23 protein-coding genes are annotated in these 22,553 nt (G+C 68.8%); 14 read left to right on the top strand and 9 right to left on the bottom strand.

All coding sequences use genetic code 11. The annotated features are described in order from the left end of the window. The first annotated feature begins 79 nt into the window (after positions 1-79). The 6 genes from D892_RS43275 to D892_RS0139340 all read left to right on the top strand — a co-directional run bounded on the left by D892_RS43275 (position 80) and on the right by D892_RS0139340 (position 4,276). Positions 80-745 (top strand): DUF177 domain-containing protein, encoded by a 666-nt coding sequence (locus D892_RS43275; protein ID WP_024806509.1) that lies wholly within the window; start codon positions 80-82, stop codon positions 743-745. A 2-nt stretch (positions 746-747) separates the two neighbouring features. Further along, entirely contained in the window at positions 748-930 is a 183-nt protein-coding gene (gene rpmF / locus D892_RS0139360; protein WP_024806508.1) for a 50S ribosomal protein L32, read from the top strand. 59 nt (positions 931-989) lie between these two features. Next, entirely contained in the window at positions 990-1,688 is a 699-nt protein-coding gene (gene rnc, locus D892_RS0139355; RefSeq protein WP_156959907.1) for a ribonuclease III, read from the top strand. Between the two features lie 36 nt (positions 1,689-1,724). Further along, positions 1,725-2,591 (top strand): bifunctional DNA-formamidopyrimidine glycosylase/DNA-(apurinic or apyrimidinic site) lyase, encoded by an 867-nt coding sequence (gene mutM, locus D892_RS0139350; protein WP_024806506.1) that lies wholly within the window; start codon positions 1,725-1,727, stop codon positions 2,589-2,591. Between the two features lie 63 nt (positions 2,592-2,654). Continuing rightward, positions 2,655-3,236, top strand: a complete 582-nt coding sequence (locus D892_RS0139345) for a dihydrofolate reductase family protein (protein WP_024806505.1) — start codon at positions 2,655-2,657, stop codon at positions 3,234-3,236. Continuing rightward, a complete protein-coding gene (locus D892_RS0139340; protein WP_024806504.1) occupies positions 3,236-4,276 on the top strand; it encodes a PHP domain-containing protein in 1,041 nt (346 codons plus the stop codon). Before D892_RS0139345 ends, D892_RS0139340 begins: the two co-directional genes overlap by 1 nt. A 63-nt stretch (positions 4,277-4,339) precedes the next feature. On the opposite strand, the gene D892_RS0139335 is transcribed toward D892_RS0139340, so the two are convergent. The 8 genes from D892_RS0139335 to D892_RS47505 form a co-directional block, all read right to left on the bottom strand. Next, complete coding sequence (locus tag D892_RS0139335) at positions 4,340-4,792, bottom strand: DUF350 domain-containing protein (RefSeq protein WP_024806503.1); 453 nt, start codon at positions 4,790-4,792, stop codon at positions 4,340-4,342. Between the two features lie 55 nt (positions 4,793-4,847). Further along, a complete protein-coding gene (locus D892_RS0139330) occupies positions 4,848-6,014 on the bottom strand; it encodes a glutathionylspermidine synthase family protein (protein ID WP_024806502.1) in 1,167 nt (388 codons plus the stop codon). Beyond that, complete coding sequence (locus tag D892_RS49940; protein ID WP_024806501.1) at positions 6,014-6,547, bottom strand: hypothetical protein; 534 nt, start codon at positions 6,545-6,547, stop codon at positions 6,014-6,016. Before D892_RS49940 ends, D892_RS0139330 begins: the two co-directional genes overlap by 1 nt. 741 nt (positions 6,548-7,288) lie before the next feature. Further along, a complete protein-coding gene (locus D892_RS0139320) occupies positions 7,289-7,567 on the bottom strand; it encodes an acylphosphatase (protein WP_024806500.1) in 279 nt (92 codons plus the stop codon). 22 nt (positions 7,568-7,589) lie between these two features. Further along, positions 7,590-8,048, bottom strand: a complete 459-nt coding sequence (locus D892_RS0139315; protein ID WP_024806499.1) for an OsmC family protein — start codon at positions 8,046-8,048, stop codon at positions 7,590-7,592. Positions 8,049-8,161: 113 nt separating this feature from the next. After that, positions 8,162-8,860 carry a response regulator gene (locus D892_RS0139310; RefSeq protein ID WP_024806498.1) on the bottom strand — a complete coding sequence of 233 codons (699 nt, stop codon included), beginning with the start codon at positions 8,858-8,860 and terminating at the stop codon, positions 8,162-8,164. Beyond that, a complete protein-coding gene (locus D892_RS0139305) occupies positions 8,857-11,499 on the bottom strand; it encodes a sensor histidine kinase KdpD (protein ID WP_024806497.1) in 2,643 nt (880 codons plus the stop codon). Before D892_RS0139305 ends, D892_RS0139310 begins: the two co-directional genes overlap by 4 nt. Next, on the bottom strand, positions 11,496-11,639 hold the full coding sequence (locus D892_RS47505) for a hypothetical protein (RefSeq protein ID WP_156959905.1): 144 nt from the start codon (positions 11,637-11,639) through the stop codon (positions 11,496-11,498). Before D892_RS47505 ends, D892_RS0139305 begins: the two co-directional genes overlap by 4 nt. 265 nt (positions 11,640-11,904) lie before the next feature. Here D892_RS47505 and D892_RS49935 point away from each other — a divergent pair, with 265 nt between their 5' ends. From D892_RS49935 to D892_RS0139275, 4 genes are read left to right on the top strand one after another with little or no spacing between them, the layout of a single operon-like run. Beyond that, positions 11,905-12,099, top strand: coding sequence for a potassium-transporting ATPase subunit F (locus D892_RS49935; RefSeq protein WP_036567819.1), 195 nt, complete (start codon positions 11,905-11,907; stop codon positions 12,097-12,099). Then, entirely contained in the window at positions 12,100-13,776 is a 1,677-nt protein-coding gene (kdpA, locus tag D892_RS0139285) for a potassium-transporting ATPase subunit KdpA (protein WP_024806496.1), read from the top strand. Next, positions 13,773-15,929, top strand: a complete 2,157-nt coding sequence (gene kdpB / locus D892_RS0139280; RefSeq protein ID WP_024806495.1) for a potassium-transporting ATPase subunit KdpB — start codon at positions 13,773-13,775, stop codon at positions 15,927-15,929. Before kdpA ends, kdpB begins: the two co-directional genes overlap by 4 nt. 1 nt (position 15,930) lies before the next feature. Then, a complete protein-coding gene (locus tag D892_RS0139275) occupies positions 15,931-16,824 on the top strand; it encodes a potassium-transporting ATPase subunit C (protein ID WP_024806494.1) in 894 nt (297 codons plus the stop codon). Between the two features lie 362 nt (positions 16,825-17,186). On the opposite strand, the gene D892_RS0139270 is transcribed toward D892_RS0139275, so the two are convergent. Then, positions 17,187-18,416 (bottom strand): Ig-like domain-containing protein, encoded by a 1,230-nt coding sequence (locus D892_RS0139270; protein WP_024806493.1) that lies wholly within the window; start codon positions 18,414-18,416, stop codon positions 17,187-17,189. Between the two features lie 484 nt (positions 18,417-18,900). On the opposite strand from D892_RS0139270, the gene D892_RS0139260 reads away from it, so the two are divergent. From D892_RS0139260 to ectB, 4 genes are all read left to right on the top strand, one after another. Further along, positions 18,901-19,620 carry a response regulator transcription factor gene (locus tag D892_RS0139260; protein ID WP_024806492.1) on the top strand — a complete coding sequence of 240 codons (720 nt, stop codon included), beginning with the start codon at positions 18,901-18,903 and terminating at the stop codon, positions 19,618-19,620. Beyond that, positions 19,607-20,635, top strand: a complete 1,029-nt coding sequence (locus D892_RS0139255; RefSeq protein WP_024806491.1) for a HAMP domain-containing sensor histidine kinase — start codon at positions 19,607-19,609, stop codon at positions 20,633-20,635. Before D892_RS0139260 ends, D892_RS0139255 begins: the two co-directional genes overlap by 14 nt. 191 nt (positions 20,636-20,826) lie before the next feature. Next, positions 20,827-21,294 carry a diaminobutyrate acetyltransferase gene (gene ectA / locus D892_RS0139250; protein ID WP_084161427.1) on the top strand — a complete coding sequence of 156 codons (468 nt, stop codon included), beginning with the start codon at positions 20,827-20,829 and terminating at the stop codon, positions 21,292-21,294. After that, positions 21,291-22,553, top strand: coding sequence for a diaminobutyrate--2-oxoglutarate transaminase (gene ectB / locus D892_RS0139245; protein ID WP_024806489.1), 1,263 nt, complete (start codon positions 21,291-21,293; stop codon positions 22,551-22,553). The genes ectA and ectB overlap by 4 nt, the downstream gene beginning before the upstream one ends.

The following is a 22,553-nucleotide window of genomic DNA, read 5'->3' as shown; positions in this document are numbered from 1 at the left end:
GAGTTTGGGCGGGCGGCACCCGTTCGCGTATTGTCGGGTGGTTGCCCAAATCCCCGACCTCGATGTGAGTGAGTTCGTGATGCCTGCCGAATCCGGTTCCGGTTCGCGTCGTCGCCTGACGGACGCGGATTTCGTGCTGGACACCCGCAGCCTCGGACGTGCCCCCGGATCGATGAAGCAGGTGCGGCGCACCGCGACCGCCGCCGAGCGCATCGGCCTGGACCTGATCGCCATCCCGGCCGGCGGCGAGATCGAGCTCGATCTGACGCTGCAGGCCGTCTCGGAGGGCGTCCTGGTCACCGGCACCGTGTCCGCGCCCCTGGCCGGCGAGTGCTCGCGCTGCCTGGAGCCGTTCACCGATCGGATCGACCTGGGCGTCACCGAGCTGTTCGCCTATCCGGACAGCGCCACCGAGCGGACCACGGAGGACGACGAGGTCTACCGCCTGGTGGACGACCGGATCGACCTGCAGCCGGTGGTCGTCGACGCCGTCGGCCTGGAGCTTCCGTTGCAGCCGCTGTGCGAGCCCGACTGCGCCGGTTTGTGCGCGGAATGCGGTGTGCGGATGGCGATTGCGGGTCCCGATCACGGGCATGAGATACTGGACCCCCGCTGGGCCGGGCTCGCGAAGTTCGCGGCCGATGTGCCCGGTACCGGTGTCGCGGACACCGCCGCAGAATCAGACGAAAACCGATCGCTTGCGGGCCGTAACGGCCCGGCAGGCTCCAGAACAGAGGAGACGTAGTCGTGGCCGTTCCGAAGCGCCGGATGTCCCGTGCCAACACCCGCTCGCGGCGCAGCCAGTGGAAGGCCACCGCGCCGACGCTGATCACCTGCCCGAACCGGGCCTGCGGTCAGAAGACGCTGCCGCATATCGCCTGCCCGAACTGTGGCACCTACAAGGGCCGTCAGGTCGCTTCGGCCGTCTGAGCGCCCAGCCCGGTAGCCCGAACGTGACCGCCAGCAAGGATGGAGCGGAGGCGCCCCCCGTGGGCGAGTCCGCCGACCACGCCCCATTGCTCGAGGCGCTCGGCGTCGACGTGCGCGCGGATCTGCTCCGGCTCGCGCTCACCCATCGGTCCTACGCCTACGAGAACGGCGGTCTGCCGACCAACGAGCGCCTGGAGTTCCTCGGCGACTCGGTGCTCGGCCTGAGCATCACCGAACGCCTGTACCTGGAGCATCCGGACAAGTCCGAGGGTGAGCTGGCGAAGCTGCGCTCGAGCGTGGTGAACATGAACGCGCTGGCCGAGGTGGCCCGCGGTCTCGGCCCCGGCGGCCTGGGCCGGCACCTGCTGCTCGGCAAGGGCGAGGAGCTCACCGGCGGCCGCGACAAGCCGAGCATCCTCGCCGACGGCATGGAGTCGCTGCTCGGTGCGGTACATCTGGAGCACGGGATCGACGTCGCCCGCAGCGTGGTGCTGCGGCTGTTCGCGGGCCTGCTGGAGCGCGGCCCCCGGATGGGCGCCGGCCTGGACTGGAAGACCAGCCTGCAGGAGCTGACCGCGGAGCGCGGCCTCGGCGTGCCCAGCTACGAGATCACCTCGACCGGCCCGGACCACGACAAGGAGTTCACCGCCACGGCGGTGGTGAGCGGCGACGCCTACGGCACGGGCGTCGGCCGTTCGAAGAAGGAAGCGGAGCAGAAGGCCGCCGGCGCCGCCTGGCAGGCATTGAACGGCGTGTGACGGCCGCCGCGGCGGGCGGTTGCCGGAGGAGTCAGCGTGCCCGAACTACCCGAGGTCGAAGTGGTCCGTCGCGGCCTCGCCGAACATGTGGTCGGCGGCGTCATCGAATCGGTCACCGTCAAACATCCGCGTTCGGTGCGGCGGCACCTGCCGGGCGGCGACGATCTGGCCGCGCAGCTCGCCGGTCTGCGGGTCGAATCCGCGCGGCGGCGCGGCAAGTTCCTGTGGCTGACCTTCGATGATCCCGATCTCGCCCTGGTCGTGCATCTGGGCATGAGCGGGCAGATGCTGGTGCGCTCGGCCGACGCGCCCGTCGAGAAGCATGCGCACATCGTCGCGACGCTGAGTTCGGGGGTGCAGCTGCGATTCGTCGATCAGCGCACGTTCGGCGGCTGGGCGCTGAATCCGCTCGTGGAGGTGGACGGGACATCCGTCCCGGAGTCGGTCGCGCACATCGGCCGTGACCCGCTGGATCCGCGCTTCGACGCCGACGCCGTCGTCCGGGTGGTGAAGGCCAAGCAGTCCGAGGTCAAGCGGGTGCTGCTGGACCAGACCGTGGTGTCGGGCATCGGCAACATCTACGCCGACGAGGCGCTGTGGCGGGCCCGCGTGCACGGCGAACGGATCGCCGCCACGCTCACCAAGCCCGCCCTGCACGGCCTGCTGACCGAGGTCCGGGCGGTGATGAGCGATGCGCTGCGGGCCGGCGGCACGTCCTTCGACGCGCTGTACGTCAATGTCAACGGCCAGTCCGGCTACTTCGAGCGGGCGCTGGCGGCCTACGGTCGCGAGGACGAGCCGTGCCGGCGCTGCGGCGCGCCGATCCGGCGGGAGAAATTCATGAACCGGTCCTCGTTCTCGTGTCCGAGGTGTCAGCCCAAGCCACGCCGCCGAGCGAACTGAAGCGCTAACGTTTTCAGTGTGTGTCCGCCGACGAGGACGCCGGCGGTCCGGAAGGGAGGACGGATGCGCAAGCTGACCTATTACGTCGCGGCGACCATCGATGGGTACATCGCCACCGAGGACGGTTCGGTCGACTTCTTCCCGGTCGGTGGTGACCACGGGCCGGCGATCACGACGCAGTATCCCGAGACCCTGCCGACCAAGGTGCGCGAGTCGCTGGGCATCGATAAGCCGGGCAGTTACTTCGACACCGTGCTGATGGGCCGCAAGACCCACGACTTCGGTGTCCGGACCGGGACCTCCAGCCCGTACGCGCATCTGCGGCAGTTCGTGGTCTCCACGACGCTGCCCGAGGGCCCCGATCCCGATATCGCACTGATCTCGGCGGATCCGCTCGAGCGGGTGCGAGAGCTGAAGCGGGAGAACGGGCTCGGCATCTGGCTGTGCGGCGGCGGCGACCTCGCCCGGGCCCTGCTGCCGGAGATCGACCAGGTGTTCCTGAAGCTGTATCCGATCGTGCTGGGCGGCGGCCGCTCGCTGTTCGGCGCGAGCGCGCAGTTGCCCGACCCGGCCCGGTTCCGGGTGCTGACCAGCCGGGTCTTCGAGGACGGCGTGGCGTTCGTGAAGTACGTGCGGATTCGCTAGTGGCCCAACAGGTTCCGGGCCCCGTCCAGGCATTGCGGGAGATCGCGTTCTGGATGGAGCGCTCCCGGGCCCAGACGCATCGGGTGAAGGCGTACCGGCGGGCGGCCGATATCGTGGCCGAACTGCCGCCGGACCGCTTCGACGATCTCCGCGGACACGGTGGCTGGCAGGAGCTTTCCGGTATCGGGCCGAAGACCGCCGAGGTGATCGCGCAGGCGTGCGCCGGGCGGCTGCCCGAGCGGCTGGCCGAATTGCGTACGGAGGCTCGGCCTATCGCCCCCGGCGGGGCGCCGCTGCGCAAGCGGTTGCGCGGGGATCTGCATACGCATTCGAACTGGTCCGACGGCGGTAGCCCGATCGAGGAAATGATGCGCACCGCGATCGCGCTGGGCCACGACTACTGCGCGCTGACCGATCATTCGCCGCGGCTGACCGTCGCCAACGGGCTGTCCGCCGACCGGCTGCGCCGCCAGGTGGAGGTGGTCGCGGAGCTGAACGAGGAGTTGGCGCCGTTCCGCGTCCTCACCGGCATCGAGGTCGACATCCTCGACGACGGCACCCTCGATCAGGAGGCCGGGCTGCTGGCGGAGCTCGATATCGTGGTGGCCAGCGTGCATTCCCATCTGCGTGCCGACCGGGAGACCATGACCCGGCGGATGGTGTATGCCGTGGCGAATCCGAACGTCGACGTCCTCGGCCACTGCACGGGGCGGCTGGTGGCGGGCGAGCGCGGCATCCGGCCGGAGTCGCAGTTCGACGCCGAGGTGGTATTCGAGGCGTGCCGCCGCTACGGCACCGCGGTGGAGATCAACAGCCGCCCGGAGCGTCTCGACCCGCCGAGCCGGCTGCTGCGGCTGGCGGCGGAGATGGGCTGCTACCTGGCCGTCGACACCGACGCGCACGCGCCCGGCCAATTGGATTGGCAGGGTTACGGATGCGAGCGGGCGATCGCCAACGGCGTTGCGGCCGAACGGATCGTCAACACCTGGGCGTTACCGGAGCTGCTGGCGTTCACCGAGCGTGCCGCCGACGGGTCGTGAACGGCTCGCGGAGGTACCGTTCGCCGGCTGCCGGGCCCGCCACCCGGGTGCTACGAGCTTCCGCTACAGGACCGCGAAGGCGACGACCAGACCGATGCCCACATGGGCGGCGGCGACCACCAGCGAGTTCACCGAGTACTGGTCGGCCTTCAGCAGCGCGCCGATGTCCAGGCCGACGACCCACTCCAGGATCCGCACCGAGATCACCTGCGCGACAATGCCGACCAGGCCGTAGATCGCCGAGGCGATGAGCCCCTCGGCGAGCTTGCCGCCCGCCGAGTAGATCGCCAGCACCACGATCAGCGCCATGCTCACCATGCCCGAGGCGGTCACGACGACGGCGTTCGGATTGCCGGCGGCGACCATCTTGCGCAACGGCCCGGGCGTGGTGACGTCGATGGCGTAGAAGCCGACCAGCATGAGCGCCAGCCCGACGATGGCGTACAGGATGATGGCGCCGACGCCGTGGCCGACGTTCCCCCAATACCCCGACTCGAGCGCAAGTGTGGTCCTCAATTGTCCTCCAGGTGGTGTGAATTCGGTGCCGGGTGGTCTCGTGCTTGCCGGGTGATCAGTGCTGCGGGATCCGGTGCGGGACGAACGTGGAGCTGTCGTCGGTGATCAGCCCGGGCGTCTCGCGGATGCCCAGGCCGGCCGACGAGTCGCCGACGATCCACGCACCGAGTACCGGCCGCATGCCGTCGAAGTCGGGGAGCGGGTCGAACATCTGATAGACGTAGCCCTCCTCGCCGTACACCCCGCCGGTGGCGGTCTCGGTGCCGGTGCCGACGATCGTCATATTCGCGCCCTCGCGGCCGAGCTTGGGCTTGCGGATGTACTCGGTGAGCTCGTGCGGCTCATCGATGTAGGCCGGCAGCAGGTTGGGGTGGCCGGGATACATCTCCCACAGCACCGCCAGCAGCGCCTTGTTGGACAGCATCGTCTTCCACAGCGGCTCGATCCAGGTGGTCTCCGGCAGCGAGTCGACGACCCGCTTGCCGAACTCGTCGTCCAGCGCCCATTCCCACGGGTACAGCTTGAACAGCGACTCGATCGGCGCCTCGGCCAGATCGACGAAACGGTCCAGCTCGGTGTCGAATCCGATCTCCTCGATCGGCAGTGCCACGGTGTGGAATCCGGCCTCGGCGGCGGTCTCCTGCATATAGGCCGTGGTGATGTTGTCCTCGCCGGAGGCGTCCGCCGACGACCAGGTGAAGTGCAGCTCGTCGGTGGGCATCGACTCGCGCAGCTCGGTCCAGCGCTCGACCAGCTTCTCGTGCAACGAATTCCACTGATCGTCGTCGGGGTGGGTATCGGTCAGCCAGTGCCACTGCACGATTGCCCCCTCCAGCAGCGAGGTCGGCGTATCGGCGTTGTACTCCAGCAGTTTCGCCGGGCCCCGGCCGTCGTAGCGCAGGTCGAAGCGGCCGTAGACGTAGGGATCGGAGCGCTGCCAGGATTTCTTGATCGGCTCCCAGCTCCATTCCGGCAGACCGAACTCGGCGAAGCGCTCGGTGAGCACGATCTGCTCGACCGCGTGCAGGCACATCGAGTGCAGCACCTCGACCTGTGCCTCCAGCGCGAGGATCTCGTCGAGATCGAACTCGTAGTGCACCGTTTCGTCCCAGTACGGGCGCGGACGACCGTTCACGTCGCGGCCGGGCGAGCCGAATACCAGGCCCTGATCCTCGATGATCTGCCGCCAACCCGGTCGTGGTTGGCCGTGCATCCGCCGCACTACGATCCTCCGCTGCTGCCGCTCTTGGAACCCAGTCCGCCGCGAACGACGGTGCCGCTCTTGGTCTTCACCGTTGCGTCCTTCGGCGCGACGGTGCTGCCGCCCGTGGGTGGCCGCCCCACGGTGTTGTTGCTGCCGCCGTAGTAGTAGCTGTACTGGCGGCCGTTGTAGAGGAAGATCCCCGGCGCGCCGTAGTAGCCGCCGCCGGTGGTGGAGTAGGTCTGCGCGCGGTCGCAGTCGTCGTCGGGGGCTAGGACCTCCTGGCCGTTGGCGTCGCGGACGACGCAGTAGGCGGTGACATCCGGCTTGGTGACCGCGCGGTAGGCCAGATATCCGCCCCCGACCACCGCAGCGATGCCGACCACGGCCACGCCGCCGATCAGCAGCCGCTTGCGCGTGCGCTTCTTGGCCGCCAGTGCCTCCTCGGCCGCGCGCTGCGCGTCCTCGGCTCGTTTGCGTGCCTTGTCGCGGGCGCGCGCCTCGGCCACCGTCGGCGGCCGGGCCTGGGTGACGCCGGGCTCCTGGCGCTGGATGCTGCCCCGCATGCGCGGGGGTCCGGCCGGTCCGCCGGTCGTCTCGCCGGGCGGAGGTACGCCCATGCCGCCGGATTCGGTAGCTCCGGGAAATCCGCCGGGTGCGCCCGGCGGGGGACCGGCGGGCCCGCCGGCCGGGGGTACGTCCGTGCCGCCCGGTTCGGCGGCTCGGGGAAACAGGTCCGGAGTGGTCGGCGGGGGCCCGCCGGCCGGCTGGTCGGGTGGTGCTGCGGCCCACGGGGGTTCGGGCGGCGGCGCGCCGGGACCACCCGGCCGACCTGGCAGCGGTGCGGTGCCCGGCTGCCCGGAGATGCGCACGGTGTCCTCATCGCCGGGGCGATCGAGGTGGACGGTGGCGTCGGTGTCGTCCGGCCGGTCCGGGCGGCCGGGGCCTTCGCTGCCGCCCGGGCGAGCGATGCGGGCGGTGGTTTCGGTGTCGCCCGGTTCGTTCACGCGGCCCGGGGTTTCGCTACCCGGCCGGTCGATGCGGGCCGTGGTCTCGCTGTCGGCCGGCTGACCGCCGGGGACCTGCGGCTCGGAACTGCCCGGACGGACCGGAGGTCCGGCATTCCCCGGACGGTCGATCCGCGCCGTGGTCTCGGCGTCGCCGGGTGCCTCGGGTTGCGGTGCCGTCCGGTCTGCGGCCGGGTCGCCGGATTCGGGTTTGCGGGGGTCCGGAGAGTTTCCGGGATGGTTGCCGGACTGTTCACTTGCCAACGATCGACTCCCTGTTCCCCGCCGCTACCGTTCCTCGAATCCGGTCAATTCGCCCTGTGCGGCGCCCCAGTCTTCCACAACCAGATCGACGCGGCCAGGCGTGTTGCCGGACCGCAACAACGTCAGCAGTCTGTCACATCGGTCCCGCGGACCCTCTGCAAGAACATGGACGCGACCGTCGCGAGTGTTACGCGCGTAGCCCGCCAGACCGAGTTCCAGTGCCCGCGAACGGGTCCACCACCGGAACCCGACGCCCTGCACCCGGCCGTGCACCCACGCGCTCAGCCGGACGTCGGCCGTCATCGGGTCACCGGCGCGCGGCCCGTCACGCGTCCACCTGGAACGACAGGTTCACCTTGCTTCCGGCCTTCAGCGTCCGGCCCACCGTGCACACCTTGTCGACGGCGCGCTGAACGGTGACCAGCAGCCGCTCGCGCCCGGCCTCGTCGAGTTCGGACAGGTCCAGCTCGACCACCTCGTCGAGTTCCGGATAGACCTCGTTCTCCCGGTCGGCCGCGCCGGACACCCGGATGGTGACGTCGTAGTTCTCGCCGAGCCGGTTCGACAGCGGGAAGTCCGAACTCATCCCCGTGCAGGCGGCCAGCGCGATCTTCAGCAACTCGCCGGGGGTGAAGACGCCCTCGACGCCCTCCGAACCGACGAGCACCTCCGCTCCACGCGAGTTGCGGCCGGTGTAGCGCCGAGTTCCGGTGCGCTCGACCCACAGCGAGGTCGGCGCCGTGGCGGATGCGGCGGGCGGGCGTGCGGCGGTATCTTCAGCCATGTCCCGATCCTGCCATCCGGGCCCGGCAGGGCGTCGTGCGGCGTTGCGGGTACGCGGCGCGCCGGAATCAGGCCGAACCCGAGTTCGGTCGCCTCTGCGACCCGGACCGTCCGTCAGGCACTGAACCGGTAACCCATGCCCGCCTCGGTCAGCAGATGTTTCGGATGCGACGGATCGTCCTCCAGCTTGCGCCGCAACTGCGCGAGATAGACACGCAGATAATGGGTTTCGGTCGCATACGACGGCCCCCACACCTCGCGCAGCAGCTCGCGGCGGCCCACCAGCTTGCCCTGGTTGCGCACCAGCATCTCGAGCACGCCCCATTCGGTGGGGGTGAGGTGCACGTCCCGGCCGTGCTTGGTGACCTTCTTCGCCGACAGGTCGACGACGAACGAGGAGGTCTCGACCACCGGGTCGGAGCCCTCGCCCGCCTCGGCGGCGCGGCGGACCGCGGCGCGCAGCCGGGCCAGCAGCTCGTCCATCCCGAACGGCTTGGTCACGTAGTCGTCGGCGCCGGCGTCCAGCGCCTCCACCTTGTCGGCCGAATCGGTCCGCGCCGACAGCACGAGCACCGGTGCCCGGCTCCAGCCGCGCAGCCCGGCCAGCACGTCTATCCCGTCCATATCCGGCAGTCCCAGGTCGAGCACCACTACGTCGGGGTGTCTTTCCGCCGCGGCGCGCAGCGCGGCCGCCCCGCTGGCGGCCGTGATCACCTCGTAGCCGCGGACCGACAGGTTGATGCGCAGCGCGCGAAGGATCTGCGGCTCGTCGTCGACCACGAGCACCTTGGTGGCCGCAACCGGTGTGCTCACCCGTTCTCCTGTCCTCGTGTCGTTCCCTGATGCCGTCCGGCGCCGTATCGCGTGCCGCCGTCCGGCACCGCACCGGTTTCCGGCACCGCATCGGTTTCCGGCACCGGGCCCGCGACGGCCGCCGTACCGGTGTCCCGGGCGCCGTTGGTGTGCTCGCCGGCCGGCAGGTCGACCACCATGGTGAGACCGCCGCCCGGGGTCGGTTCGGCGTGCACGGTGCCGCCCATCGCCTCGACGAATCCGCGGACGACCGACAACCCCAGCCCGACACCGGTGGAGTTGTCCCGATCGCCGAGCCGCTGGAACGGCTCGAACATCTGATCCTCCACGCCCGTCGGCACCCCGGGGCCGATATCCACCACCGTGACCGCGACACGGCTGCCGGTGCGCTCGGCGGTGACCCGCACGGGTGTGTCGTTGGGCGAGTAGCGCAGCGCGTTATCGATGAGGTTGGCCAGCACCCGCTCCAGCAGTCCGGTGTCGGCACGCACCGACACGCCGCCGACCTCGACCTCGAGCCGGCTCATCGCCGCGCGGCGCAGGCCGCGGGTGCCCATCCCGACGCCGACCACCGCGCGATTGACGACCTCCTCCAGATACACCCGCTTCAGCTGCGGCCGCACCACGCCCACCGCCAGCCGCGAGGAATCGAGCAGGTTCCCGACCAGGTTGGTGAGCTGATCGACGGATTCCTCGATGGCCTCCAGCAGTTCGGCCGTGTCCTCCGGCGAGAATTCGACATCGTCGCTGCGCAGGCTCGACACCGCGGCCTTGGCCGCGGCCAGCGGGGTGCGCAGGTCGTGGCTGACCGCGGACAGTAGCGCGCGGCGCAGCCGATCGGCCTCGAGCACGCCGGCCGCGGCCTGTGCCTCGTCGGCCAGCCTGCGGCGCTGTTGCAGCCCGGCGGCCTGGTTGGCTACCGCGCCGAGCACCAACCGGTCGCCCGAGGTCAGGTTGCGGCCGGAGAGCAGCAGCCAGTGCATGTCGTCGCCGGCCTCGATCGCGACGTCGGCGTCGGCGATCCGGCGCGGCGGATCGTCGCCCACGCGGGCGATCACCTCGTCGTCGGTCGCGAAGCTGACCGCGCGCTGCCCGAACGTCTCCCGCGCGCGTTCCAGCAGGTCGTGCAGGTCGGCGCCGTGCAGTACGGCACCGGCGAACAGTGTGAGCAGTTCGGCCTGCTGCGACGCCCGCCGGGCCTCGCGGGTGCGTTTCGCGGAGATGTCGACCAGTGCCGCGACGGCGACCGCCACCATGAGCATCACGACGATGGTGAGGAAATTGTTGAGCTCGGCGACGGTGACGCTGTAGCGCGGGGAGACGAAGAACCAGTTCAGCAGCATGCCGCCGAGCAGCGCCGACAGCGTCGCCGGTGCCACGCCGCCGAGCAGGGATACCCCGATGACGCCGGTGAAGAACAGCGCGCTCTCGCCGGCCAGGTCCAGGTGGTTGTCCAGCCAGAAGTAGCACGCCACGGTGATCACCGACGGCACCAGCACGGCGGCGAGCCAGGACGACAGCTTGCGCCGGCGCGGCGTCACCGTCGACCACCGGAACCCGCGTTTGGACTCCTCGTGGGTGACCATGTGCACGTCGATCTTCCCCGACAGCTGCACCACGGTGGATCCGATGCCCTCGTCCAGCATGCGGGCCCAGCGCGAGCGGCGGGAGGTGCCCAGCACCAGTTGGGTCGCGTTGACCTGGCGGGCGAAGCCCAGCAGTGCCGTCGGCACGTCCTCGCCGGTCACGGTGTGCAGGCTCGCGCCCAGGCCGTCGGCCAGATCGCGCAGCCGGGCGAGCCGCTGCGTGGACACGCCGGCCAGCCCGTCGCCGCGCACCACGTGCACGACGATCAGATCGGCGCTGGACTTGGTGGCGATGCGGCCGGCGCGGCGCACGATGGTCTCCGACTCCGGGCCGCCGGTCACCGCCACGACGACGCGTTCGCGGGCCTCCCAGGTGTCGGTGATCTTGTGGTCGTCGCGGTACTTGGCCAGCGCCGCGTCGACCTGGTCGGCCAGCCACAGCAGCGCCAGTTCCCGCAGCGCCGTGAGGTTTCCGGGCCGGAAGTAGTTGCGCAGCGCGGCGTCGACCTGCTCCGCCGCGTAGACGTTGCCGTGCGACATCCGCCGCCGCAGCGCCTCGGGGGTGATGTCGACCAGCTCCACCTGTTCGGCGCCGCGCACCACCCAGTCGGGCACGGTCTCGCGCTGCACCACGCCGGTGATCTGCTGGACGACGTCGTTCAGGCTCTCCAGGTGCTGGACGTTGACCGTGGTGATCACGTCGATCCCGGCGTCGAGCAGCTCGTGCACGTCCTGCCAGCGTTTCTCGTTCTTCGAGCCGGGCGTGTTGGTGTGCGCGAGCTCGTCGACCAGCACCACCGCGGGCGCGCGGTGCAGCACCGCCGGCACGTCGAGTTCGGGCAGCGCGGCGCCGCGGTACTCGATCAGCGCCGGCGGGATGCGCTCGATGCCCTCCAGCGATTCGGCGGTCTTCTTGCGGCCGTGCGTCTCCACCACCGCGGCGACCACGTCGCGCCCGCGATCCAGGCGCCGATGGGCCTCGCCGAGCATCGCGTAGGTCTTGCCCACACCGGGGGCAGCACCGAGATAGATGCGTAACCGACCGCGCTTCACTCGTCCATCATCGCGCGTCGGTGTCGCCGGGCCTCCCGCGCCGCGCGCGAGCGGGCCGGTGTCTCCGTCGCGCGTGTCCACAGGTCCCGCGCGTGGGCGACACCGGCGGGCGCCGCGGCGCCGACCGCGAAATCCGGCACTGTTGTCTCCTCACGCACTGTCGTCACCGCCCGGGCCGCATATCCACGGCCGGGCACAACACTGTCTACCGGTGAGTAACTCGGGACGGAAAATATTGACGACTTCTTGACGGCAATCGCCGCAACCTTGACGGCATCGACGTGACACGCCGGGGAGGCGCGTCAGCGGTCCGTCAAGGCGGCCGCCCGGAACGCTAAGAATGCGTCAACACTCTCGAAATCCAACCAAATGGGCATTTGACTCACTGCGGCATAGGCGTTGCGTATGCCGCTGTCCAAGAGAGGTTTTCCACATGTCTGTCGTGGTGTTCACACTGCTGACCGTCGCGGTCTTCGCGCTGCTCGGCCTGATTCAACGGGGAGTGGAGCGGCTATGACGGAGAACATCATCGGTCTGGTACTGGCCGTCGGCGTCGCCCTGTATGTCGTTGCGGCGCTGCTGTTCCCGGAGAGGTTCTAGGTGAACACGACCATCGCGGGGATGCTGTTCGTCGTCTCCCTGATCATTGCGATCGCCGTCGTGCACGTCCCGCTCGGCAACTACATGTACCGGGTGTACGCGGGCGATAGGCACACCCGGCTGGAGCGGGGCATCTATCGGCTGATCGGCGTCCAACCCGGCGTCGAGCAGAACTGGGCGGTGTATGCGCGCAGCGTGCTGGCCTTCTCGGCGATCAGCGTGCTGTTCCTGTTCTTCCTGCAACTGCTGCAGGGGCACCTGCCGTGGCAGCCGTCCGATCCGGCCACCGAGATGACCGGCGGCCTGGCCTGGAACACCGCCATCAGCTTCGTCACGAATACGAACTGGCAGAACTACGCCGGGGAGTCCACGCTCGGGCATACCGTGCAGATGGCCGGCCTGGCGGTGCAGAACTTCGTCTCGGCCGCCGTCGGCATCGCCGTCGCGATCGCGCTCGTCCGCGGTTTCGCCCGCCGCGACACCGGCGATCTCGGCAACTTCTGGGTGGATCTGGTGAGGGGAACCATTCGGCTGCTGCTGCCGCTCGCGTTCGTCTTCGCGATCGTGTTCGTCGCCGCCGGGATGGTGCAGAACTTCCACGTCTACGACCAGGTTGCGCAGACCCTGGGCGGCACCGGATCGCAGACACTGCCGGGCGGTCCGGTCGCTTCCCAGGAGGTCATCAAGGAACTGGGCACCAACGGCGGCGGATTCTTCAACGTCAATGCCGCGCACCCGTTCGAGAACCCGACGGCCTGGACGAACTGGCTCGAGATCTTCCTGATCCTGATGATCAGCTTCTCGCTGCCGCGCACGTTCGGCCGCATGGTCGGCAGCCCGAAGCACGGGTACGCGATCACCGCGGTGATGGCCACGCTGGCGATCCTCAGCGTGACGCTGACCAACGCGTTCCAGCTGATGCACCACGGCACCGTGCCCACCGCGGTCGGCTCGGCGATGTCGGACGTGGAAACCCGCTTCGGCGTATCGAATTCGGCGACCTACGCCGCGGCCACGACGCTCACCTCGACCGGTTCGGTCGACTCCGCGCACGACTCCTATACCAGCCTCGGCGGGCTGTGGCCGCTGTTCAACATGCAGCTGGGCGAGGTCGCGCCCGGTGGTACCGGCGCCGGCCTGTACGGCATGTTGATCCTGGCCGTGATCACGGTGTTCGTCGCCGGCCTGATGGTCGGCCGCACGCCGGAGTATCTGGGTAAGAAGATCACTCCGCGCGAGATCAAGCTGGCCGCCACCTACTTCCTGGTGAGCCCGCTGATCGTGCTCGTGGGTACCGCGGTGGCCATGGCGATGCCGGGCCAGCGTGCGGGGATGGCCAATACCGGCCCGCACGGATTCACCGAGGTGCTCTACGCGTTCACCTCCGCGGCCAACAACAACGGCTCGGCGTTCGCCGGCCTGTCCGGCAACACCGACTGGTACAACACGGCGCTCGGCCTGGCCATGGTGTTCGGTCGCTTCGTGCCGATCATCCTGGCCCTCGCGCTGGCCGGATCGCTTGCCGCACAAGGTCGTACGCCCGAGTCGGCCGGCACGCTGCCGACGCACCGGCCGCAGTTCGTGGGCATGGTCGTCGGCGTGACGATCATCCTGGTCGCGCTCACCTTCCTGCCCGCGCTGGCGCTCGGGCCGCTCGCCGAAGGAATCCATTCATGACCACCCCCACCCTGGACACCACGGAGACGAAACAGGAATCCCCGGCACGATCCCGCGGCCGCGTGGGCAGTGGCCTGTTCAACCCGCGGATGCTGATCGAGTCGCTGCCCGAGGCGTTCCGGAAGCTGGATCCGCGCACCCTGTGGCGCAATCCGGTGATGCTGATCGTCGAGATCGGCGCGGTCTGGTCGACCGTGCTGGCCATCGCCGAGCCGACGTTCTTCGCCTGGATCATCGTCGTATGGCTCTGGCTCACCGTGCTTTTCGCCAATCTGGCCGAGGCCGTCGCCGAGGGGCGCGGCAAGGCGCAGGCCGACACGCTGCGCAAGGCCAAGACCGACACCATCGCCCGGCGACTGGCGAATTGGCAGCCGGGGCGGCCCGGCGGTGCCGAGGAGCAGGTTCCCGCACCGGAACTGCGGCGCGGCGACTACGTCGTGGTCGAGGCCGGACAGGTGATCCCCGGCGACGGCGATGTCGTGGAAGGCATTGCGTCGGTGGACGAGTCGGCCATCACCGGAGAGTCCGCGCCGGTGATCCGCGAGTCCGGCGGCGACCGCTCGGCCGTCACCGGCGGGACCACGGTGCTGTCGGACCGGATCGTCGTGGAGGTCACCCAGGAGCCCGGCGGCTCGTTCATCGACAAGATGATCGCGCTCGTCGAGGGCGCCAGCCGGCAGAAGACGCCGAACGAGATCGCACTGAACATCCTGCTGGCCGCGCTCACGATCATCTTCGTGTTCGCGGTGGCGACGCTGCAGCCGATGGCGATCTTCGCGAAGGCGAGCAATCCGGGCGTCGAGGACACCCTGGCGCTGGATGCGCACGGCGTCACCGGCATCGTGCTGGTGTCGCTGCTGGTGTGCCTGATCCCGACCACCATCGGCGCGTTGCTGTCGGCCATCGGCATCGCGGGCATGGACCGGCTCGTACAGCGCAATGTGCTGGCGATGTCCGGCCGCGCCGTCGAGGCCGCCGGCGACGTGAACACGCTGCTGCTGGACAAGACCGGCACCGTGACCCTCGGCAACCGGCAGGCCTCGGAATTCGTGCCGATGCCGGACGTCACCGCCGACGAGATCGCCGATGCCGCACAGCTTTCCAGCCTCGCCGACGAGACCCCCGAGGGGCGCTCGATCGTGGTGTACGCCAAGCAGGCATACGGGCTGCGCGAACGCACGCCCGGCGAGCTGACCGGCGCGAACTGGGTGGAGTTCACCGCGCAGACCCGCATGTCGGGGGTGGATCTGCACGACGGCCACCAGCTGCGCAAGGGCGCCGCCAGCGCCGTCACCGAATGGGTGCGCGCGCACGGCGGCGAGGTGCCCGCCGAGGTCGGCGAGACCGTCGACGGCATCTCCGCCTCCGGCGGCACGCCCCTGGTGGTCGGCGAGATCTCCGGCGGAAAAGCCCGGCTGCTCGGCGTGATTCACCTCAAGGACGTCGTGAAGCAGGGCATGCGTGAGCGTTTCGACGAGATGCGCCGGATGGGCATCCGGACGGTGATGATCACCGGCGACAATCCGTTGACCGCCAAGGCGATCGCCGACGAGGCCGGTGTCGACGACTTCCTCGCCGAGGCCACGCCCGAGGACAAGCTGGCGCTGATCAAGCGCGAGCAGGACGGCGGCAGGCTGGTCGCGATGACCGGTGACGGCACCAACGACGCGCCCGCCCTGGCCCAGGCCGATGTCGGTGTCGCGATGAACACCGGCACCTCGGCGGCCAAGGAGGCCGGCAACATGGTCGATCTGGACTCGGATCCGACCAAGCTGATCGAGATCGTGGAGATCGGCAAGCAGCTGCTGATCACCCGCGGCGCGCTGACCACGTTCTCCATCGCCAACGACATCGCCAAGTACTTCGCGATCATTCCCGCGTTGTTCGTGGCGCTGTTCCCCGGCCTGGACGTGCTGAACATCATGCGGCTGCACAGTCCGCAGTCGGCGATCCTGTCGGCGGTGATCTTCAATGCGCTGGTCATCGTGGCACTGATCCCGCTGGCGCTGCGCGGCGTGAAGTACACGCCGTCGAGTGCGTCGAAGCTGTTGTCGCGCAACCTGACGATCTACGGTGTCGGCGGGATCATCGCGCCGTTCATCGGGATCAAGATCATCGACCTCATCGTCCGATTCCTCCCTGGGATGTCCTGATATGCGCATGTCAACCTGGATCCGGCAACACATCGCGGCGCTGCGCGCGCTGCTGGTGCTCACGGTGATCACCGGAATCGTCTATCCCGTGGCGGTTTTCGTGGTCGCTCAGCTGCCCGGCCTGCACGACGAGGCCGACGGCTCGCTGCTCGAGCGGGACGGCAAGGTGGTCGGCTCGTCGCTGATCGGGCAGTCGTTCACCGACGGCAACGGCAACGCGCTGGCGCAATACTTTCAGAGCCGCCCGTCGTCGTCGGGCGAGGGCGACGGCTACGACCCGACCTCGACCAGCTTCACCAACCTCGGTCCGGAGAGCATCGTCGACACCCTGGCGGCGAATCCGGACGACGCCGACCAGAGCCTGCTGACGCAGGTGTGTCAGCGCAGCAAGACGATCGGCGAACGCGAGGGTGTCGACGGCAGCCGGCCGTTCTGCGCACCCGGCGGCGTCGGCGCCGTGCTGTCGGTGCTGGGCCCGCGCGACGCCCAGGGCGGCGTCGAGCATCCCACCAAGGTGGTCAGCGTCAACGAGGCGTGCCCGGCCACCCCGTTCCTCGGCAGCTACAAGGGCGTGAAGGTCGAATGCGCCGAGATCGGCGAGGACTATTCGGCCGGCCTGATCGTGCCCGTCCGCGGCGACGCCCCGGCCGAGTCCCCGGTCCCCTCGGACGCGGTCGTCACCTCCGCCTCGGGCCTGGACCCGCACATCTCCCCGGAGTACGCGGCCATCCAGGTAGCCCGGATCGCCAAGGCCCGCACCATCTCCGAGGCCGAGGTTCGAACCCTGGTCGCCGCCCACACCGACGGCCGCGACCTCGGTTTCCTGGGTGAGCCCCGGGTGAACGTCCTGGAGCTGAACCTGGACCTGGACGGGAGGTACCCGGCCGAGAGCTGAACGTCCTCACCACGGCAGGCCGCCTTCATCCAACGATGAAGGCGGCCTTTGCTTTTCGCCGGACATGGTGGTCGGCGCCCACCGGTGCCCTGGGCGGATGGCCGTCCGGGTGCCGGTGCAGATCTTCGGGCGTGGCCCGTAGCCGCGGGCCATCGGCGGCCGTGCGGCATGTGCACGAGACCTTGCCGTGCGATGCTCGTCTGCACGCGGTTGATACAACGTCGGGGAAACGAGATCGCGTGGCGGACAGGCGAACAACGCGGCTGCTGTGCCTGCGGCACGGCCGGTCCGCCGACAATGCCGCGGGGATCCACGCGATTCGGGTCGCCCACACCCGGCCGGGCTGACGCGGCAGCGCTACCTCAGTGCAGCGCGCTGCCCGCCAGCCACTCCTCCCACGGGATGGTCCAGTCGCCGTTGTCCCAGGACTGCAGGGGTGGGCCGGTGGTGTTGCGGACCTCCACCACATCGCCGGGGACCACCCAGTTGAAGAACCATCTCGCGTTCTCGCCGCTGAGGTTCAGACAGCCGTGCGAGAGGTTCTGGCTGCCCTGCGCCCACACCGTCGAATCCAGCTGGTGCAGGTAGATACCGTCGGCGCTGATGCGGGTCGCCCAGTTGATCTCTTCCTTGTAGCCCAGCCGGGAGTTCACCGGCAGCCCGTAGCTGGCGGAGTCCATGGTGACCGGATTGCCCTTGTCCATCACCGTGTACGTGCCCGACGGCGTATTGAAGTAGATGGTCTTGCCGCCCACCTGCTCGCTGCCGCCGCGCCCCATCGAGGTGGGCATGGTGCGGATCAGGTTGCCGTTCTCGAACACCTGCACCTGATGGGTGTTGTCGTCGGCGATCGCCACATGCGACGGGCCGATGGTGAAGGTGGTCTTGGAGTCCTCCTGGCCGTACATGCCGGACCCCAGATCGGCCCCGAACAGGTTGGCCGACGCCGTCACCTTCGCGCCCGAGGGCCAGTACTGCTGCGGCCGCCAGTGCGCATTGCGATCGTCGAGCCAGTACCACGAGCCCTGCACCGGCGGATCGGACGTCACGCTCAGCCGCTTCTCGGCGGCCGCGCGGTCCTGGATCGGCTCGTCGAAGTGGGCGACGACGACGGTGCCGACGCCGTAGGTACCGCCGTCGGCCAGGGGGAGACCGCCGGTGGTGGTCAGATACGCCTTGGTCTGATTGCTCGGCGTGAGTGTCGAGAAGGATGCCTTCGTGGGTCCGCTGGGCCCGCTGATGGTCACACCCTGCGCGGTAACATCGTAGGTATGGCCGTATCCGAGCGGACCGGTCGGCTTCCAAGCGGTCTTGTCCGGTGTGAGAATCCCCTCCACCGGTTTGCCCTGTTCGTTGGTCATGCTGACCGACGTCAGAATGCCGTCGGAGGTGGACACCTCGATCTTGCCTAAGGGGTCGACATCCTCGCTGTCCGTCGCCGGTGTCACCGAGATCACCGGCGCGGCCGGACCCGGTGTCGCCGGGGCCGGTTTCGAACCGGAACCCGACGAGGATGAGCACGCGGCCATCAGCACCGTCACCAGGGCTATTACACCCGTTGCGATACCGAATCGGCAGCGGCGACCTGACATGGTGTCTCCTGCGCTCGCCGTGCGCCTGCCGAGCGAGTCCCCCGCAGCGCACCATCGCCTAACTGTCTTCGCGGGTAGTTTACGGGCAGACGGACGACGGCGGCACACCGAGGTGTTGCCGCAGGTTTACGAACATGTTGAGCGGGTATCCCAGGTACCGTTCTCTGCCGTCCCCGACCGCACCACCAGGGCGGCGGGATATCCGGCGGGGAACCTGCCAGGGAAGAAATCTATGAGCGAGCACAGCGAGGGACGCATCGGCACCGCCGCCCCCGCGGTCGAGGGCGCAGCCGCGGTGGCGGCCGGGCCGGAGTCGGGCGCCGGCGAGGTACAGGCATGAGCGGTCAGGCCCGGAGGCGGCAGCGGAGCGTCACCACGGAGGGCCCCGGTCATGCCCGAGAGGACACAGCATGAGCGGTCAGGCCCGGAGGCGGCAGCGGAGCGTCACCACGGAGGGCCCCGGTCATGCCCGAAAGGAAACAGCATGAGCGCGAACCTGATGATCGTAGAAGACGACGACCGGGTCCGGAGCGCCTTGCGGCTGGCCATGGAGGACGAGGGTTACGACGTCGAGGAGGCCGAGGAGGCCGAGGACGCCCTCGAGCATCTGCGCGACAACGGTGCGCCGGATGTGATGATAGTGGACCTCATGCTCGGGGAGATGGACGGATTTTCCTGTATCCGTGAGATCCGTCGCGATCACGACGTCCCGATAATAGTGGTCAGCGCGCGTGACGATACTCACGATGTGGTGGCCGCTCTCGAGGCGGGCGCCGACGATTTCGTCACCAAGCCGTTCGAGATCAAGGAGATCACCGCGCGCATGCGGGCGCTGCGCCGCCGCGCCCAGCAGTTCGCCGAACCGGAGGAGCCGCCCGCACCGCAGGAGGTCGTGCTGGACGCCGATCCCGATGCGCCGCTGGTGTTGTCGGCCGATGGCGGCACGGTGCGCCGCGGCGATGAGGAATTGCACCTGACGCTCACCGAGTTCCGGCTGCTGTGCGAGCTCGCCGAGATGCCGGGCCGGGTCCTGTCCCGGAGCGTGCTGCTCGAAAAGGTATGGGATCAGGGCTTTTTCGGTGACGAGCGGATAGTCGACGTGCACGTGCGCCGGTTGCGCACGAAAATCGAGCAGGATCCCTCGGAGCCCAGCATCGTCGTGACGGTGCGCGGGCTCGGTTACCGCCTCGATGTCCAGCGCTGATCTTCGGAAACTGCGCCTGCCCGGTCGGCAAACCCTGCGTGGCCGAGTCGTTTTCGTCTTCGCGGTGATGTCGGGGCTGGTGTCGGCGCTGCTGGTGGTGGCGGTGTTCGTGCTGGACCTCGGTTTCTGGGGAACGCTGGCCGGCGGCGTGGCCGGCGGGATCGCGGTCGGCATCGCCTTCGCGTGGTGGATGTCGCGGCGTCTCCTGGAACCGTTGCAGCGGATGACCCGCACGGCGGCGCGTATCGCGTCGGGCGAACTCGGCACCCGGCTCCCGGACACCGACGACCCCGATCTGGCCCCGACCGTGGACGCCTTCAACACCATGGTCGATTCGTTGCAACGGCGTATCGATCGGGAGCGACGGCTGGTCGGTGACGTGAGTCACGAACTGCGTACCCCGTTGACGACGCTCACCACGAGCGTCGGCGTCATGTCCCGCTACGAGGACGAACTTCCGCAACGGTCGCGCCAGGCGCTGGTGCTGGTCCGGGCCGAATTGGAACATCTGCGGCGGCTTCTGGACGATCTGCTCGCGCTGGCGCGCGCGGAGGCGCGCATGCACCGCGCCGATGCCGAGCCGCTGTCGGTGCGTGACCTCCTCACCCACACCCTCAACGATCTGCGCTATCCGCCGGATCTGCTGACCATCTCCGCCGAGGCCACCGTGACCGGGCGCAAGCTGGAACTCGAACGCGCGCTGGTGAATCTGCTCGAGAACGCGGACCGGCACGGGGGCGGCGTGATGGGCGTCGGGGTCGATCGGCGGGGCGCGCAGGTGGTGATCACCGTCGACGACTACGGGCCGGGGGTGGCGCCGGAGGATCGGCAGCGCATATTTGAACGTTTCGTGACGGTGCGCCGCGGACGCCGCACCGTCTCGGGAACCGGCATCGGATTGGCGCTCGTCGCCGAAACCGTTGCCGCACACGGGGGAACGGTGGAATGTACGGATCGACCAGGGGGTGGTGCGCGTTTCCTCGTACGCCTACCGGCGTGTGACGAAATTCACTGATTATACTGCTGTAACGTAACCGTAAAGTGTTCGACCAGCTGCCCTCAAAGTTCGGCGGCAATTCTGGAAGGGTGATAGAGACCCGAACGCGGGATGCGTCTTTCGGTTCCCCTTCTCCCGGTGGCGAAAGAACCCGGGACGACTCTGCGCCAGCGGTGATCAGGACGCCGCGGCTTGGTGACGGGGCGCCGATGTGGCGTATTGCCGTCGATTCCAAAGTCCTGGACGTAAATTCCAGCTACGCATACATCCTGTGGTGCCGAGACTTTCGGGCAACCTCCGTGGTCGCCGAAATCGGATCGGAAATCGCGGGATTCGTCACCGGATATCTTCGGCCGGAGGCGCCGGGGACGGTGTTCGTCTGGCAGGTTGCCGTCGACCATGCCTTCCGCGGTCGCGGACTGGGCGTGGCTATGCTGGAACAGCTGGTAGAAAACGTTGCCGAACACGGAGTTTCGATACTGGAGACCACTATTTCCCCGGACAACGAGGCCTCGCAGGCGATGTTCGCCGCGCTGGCGCGGCGCCGGGGCGCGGAGCTGACGCGAGAGTCACTGTTCGAACCACAAGACTTTCCGGACGGTCACGAATCCGAGGACCTGTACCGGATCGCGCCATTGCACGAGGTGGCGCATACCACACGAGAGGATCATCGATGACGACGACCGCTGAGATGACCATTTTCGAAGAACTCGAATCCAATGTCCGCGGCTACTGCCGGTCCTGGCCGACCCTGTTCGACACGGCCCAGGGATCGTGGATCCGCGACGATAGCGGCCGTGATTTTCTGGACTTTTTCGCCGGTGCGGGTTCGCTGAACTACGGGCACAACAACCCCGTGCTGAAGCAGGCGCTGATCGATTACATCGCGCGTGACGGCATCACCCACGGCCTGGATATGTCGACGGTGGCCAAGCAGAAGCTGCTGGAGACGATCGACAGCGTTCTGCTGAATCCGCGCGGGCTGGACTACAAGGTGCAGTTCCCCGGACCCACGGGTGCCAACGCGGTGGAGGCGGCGCTGAAGCTGGCCCGCAAGGTCACCGGGCGCACCACGATTCTCAATTTCACCAACGCCTTCCATGGCATGACACTGGGCGCGCTGTCGGTGACCGGCAACGCGGCCAAGCGCGCCGGCGCGGGTGTGCCGCTGACGTACGTGAACCCGATGCCCTACGACGGCTACCTGGACGGCGACGAGCTGGCCTGGATGGAGAAGGCCCTCGACGACAGCTCCTCGGGCATCGAGAAGCCGGCCGCGGTGATCGTGGAGACCGTGCAGGGCGAGGGCGGCGTCAACGTGGCGCGCGCGGAGTTCCTGAAGCGGCTGTCCGAATTGTGTGCCGCGCGTGGCATTCTGCTGATCGTCGACGACGTGCAGATGGGCTGCGGCCGCACCGGGCCGTTCTTCTCCTTCGAGATCGCCGGCATCACCCCCGACATCGTCACGCTGTCGAAGTCGATCAGTGGCTACGGGATGCCGCTGGCGCTGGTGCTGATGCGTCGGGAGCTGGATCAGTGGGCACCCGGTGAACACAATGGCACGTTCCGTGGCAACAATCCCGCCTTCGTGACCGCCACCGCGACGCTGGAGAACTTCTGGGCCGACGGCCGGCTGGCGGAGTCGACGGCGGCCAAGGGCGCCCGAATCCACCGGTCGTTCAGCGATCTGTCGGATACTTACGAGGGCGTGTCCACCCGCGGTCGCGGACTGGTGCACGGCCTGGTGTTCGACGAGCCGTCGGAGGCTGGCAAGGTGAGCCGCATCGCCTTCGAGCAGGGGCTCCTGGTGGAGACCTCCGGCGCCGAGGACGAGGTGGTCAAGTTGCTGCCACCGCTGACGATTACCGATGACGAGCTCGACCACGGCCTGAGCATTCTGGGCGCGGCGGTCGACAAGGCCCGAGGAGGAAACTGA

Source organism: Nocardia sp. BMG51109 (assembly GCF_000526215.1).
Classification (GTDB): domain Bacteria; phylum Actinomycetota; class Actinomycetes; order Mycobacteriales; family Mycobacteriaceae; genus Nocardia.
Note: the sequence above shows the minus strand (reverse complement) of the source record. Positions and strands in the feature narration are given on the sequence as shown.

What these genes read in the sequence shown, in the direction of transcription:
- D892_RS0139320 (WP_024806500.1), bottom strand. Translation starts at nt 7,567, where the DNA reads ATGACGGCCGACGTCCGGCTGAGCGCGTGGGTGCACGGCCGGGTGCAG.
- D892_RS0139255 (WP_024806491.1), top strand. Translation starts at nt 19,607, where the DNA reads ATGTCCAGCGCTGATCTTCGGAAACTGCGCCTGCCCGGTCGGCAAACC.
- D892_RS43275 (WP_024806509.1), top strand. Translation starts at nt 80, where the DNA reads ATGCCTGCCGAATCCGGTTCCGGTTCGCGTCGTCGCCTGACGGACGCG.
- D892_RS0139345 (WP_024806505.1), top strand. Translation starts at nt 2,655, where the DNA reads ATGCGCAAGCTGACCTATTACGTCGCGGCGACCATCGATGGGTACATC.
- D892_RS0139315 (WP_024806499.1), bottom strand. Translation starts at nt 8,048, where the DNA reads ATGGCTGAAGATACCGCCGCACGCCCGCCCGCCGCATCCGCCACGGCG.
- D892_RS0139260 (WP_024806492.1), top strand. Translation starts at nt 18,901, where the DNA reads ATGAGCGCGAACCTGATGATCGTAGAAGACGACGACCGGGTCCGGAGC.
- D892_RS0139270 (WP_024806493.1), bottom strand. Translation starts at nt 18,416, where the DNA reads ATGTCAGGTCGCCGCTGCCGATTCGGTATCGCAACGGGTGTAATAGCC.
- D892_RS0139275 (WP_024806494.1), top strand. Translation starts at nt 15,931, where the DNA reads ATGCGCATGTCAACCTGGATCCGGCAACACATCGCGGCGCTGCGCGCG.
- kdpB (WP_024806495.1), top strand. Translation starts at nt 13,773, where the DNA reads ATGACCACCCCCACCCTGGACACCACGGAGACGAAACAGGAATCCCCG.
- ectA (WP_084161427.1), top strand. Translation starts at nt 20,827, where the DNA reads ATGTGGCGTATTGCCGTCGATTCCAAAGTCCTGGACGTAAATTCCAGC.
- D892_RS49935 (WP_036567819.1), top strand. Translation starts at nt 11,905, where the DNA reads ATGCCGCTGTCCAAGAGAGGTTTTCCACATGTCTGTCGTGGTGTTCAC.
- ectB (WP_024806489.1), top strand. Translation starts at nt 21,291, where the DNA reads ATGACGACGACCGCTGAGATGACCATTTTCGAAGAACTCGAATCCAAT.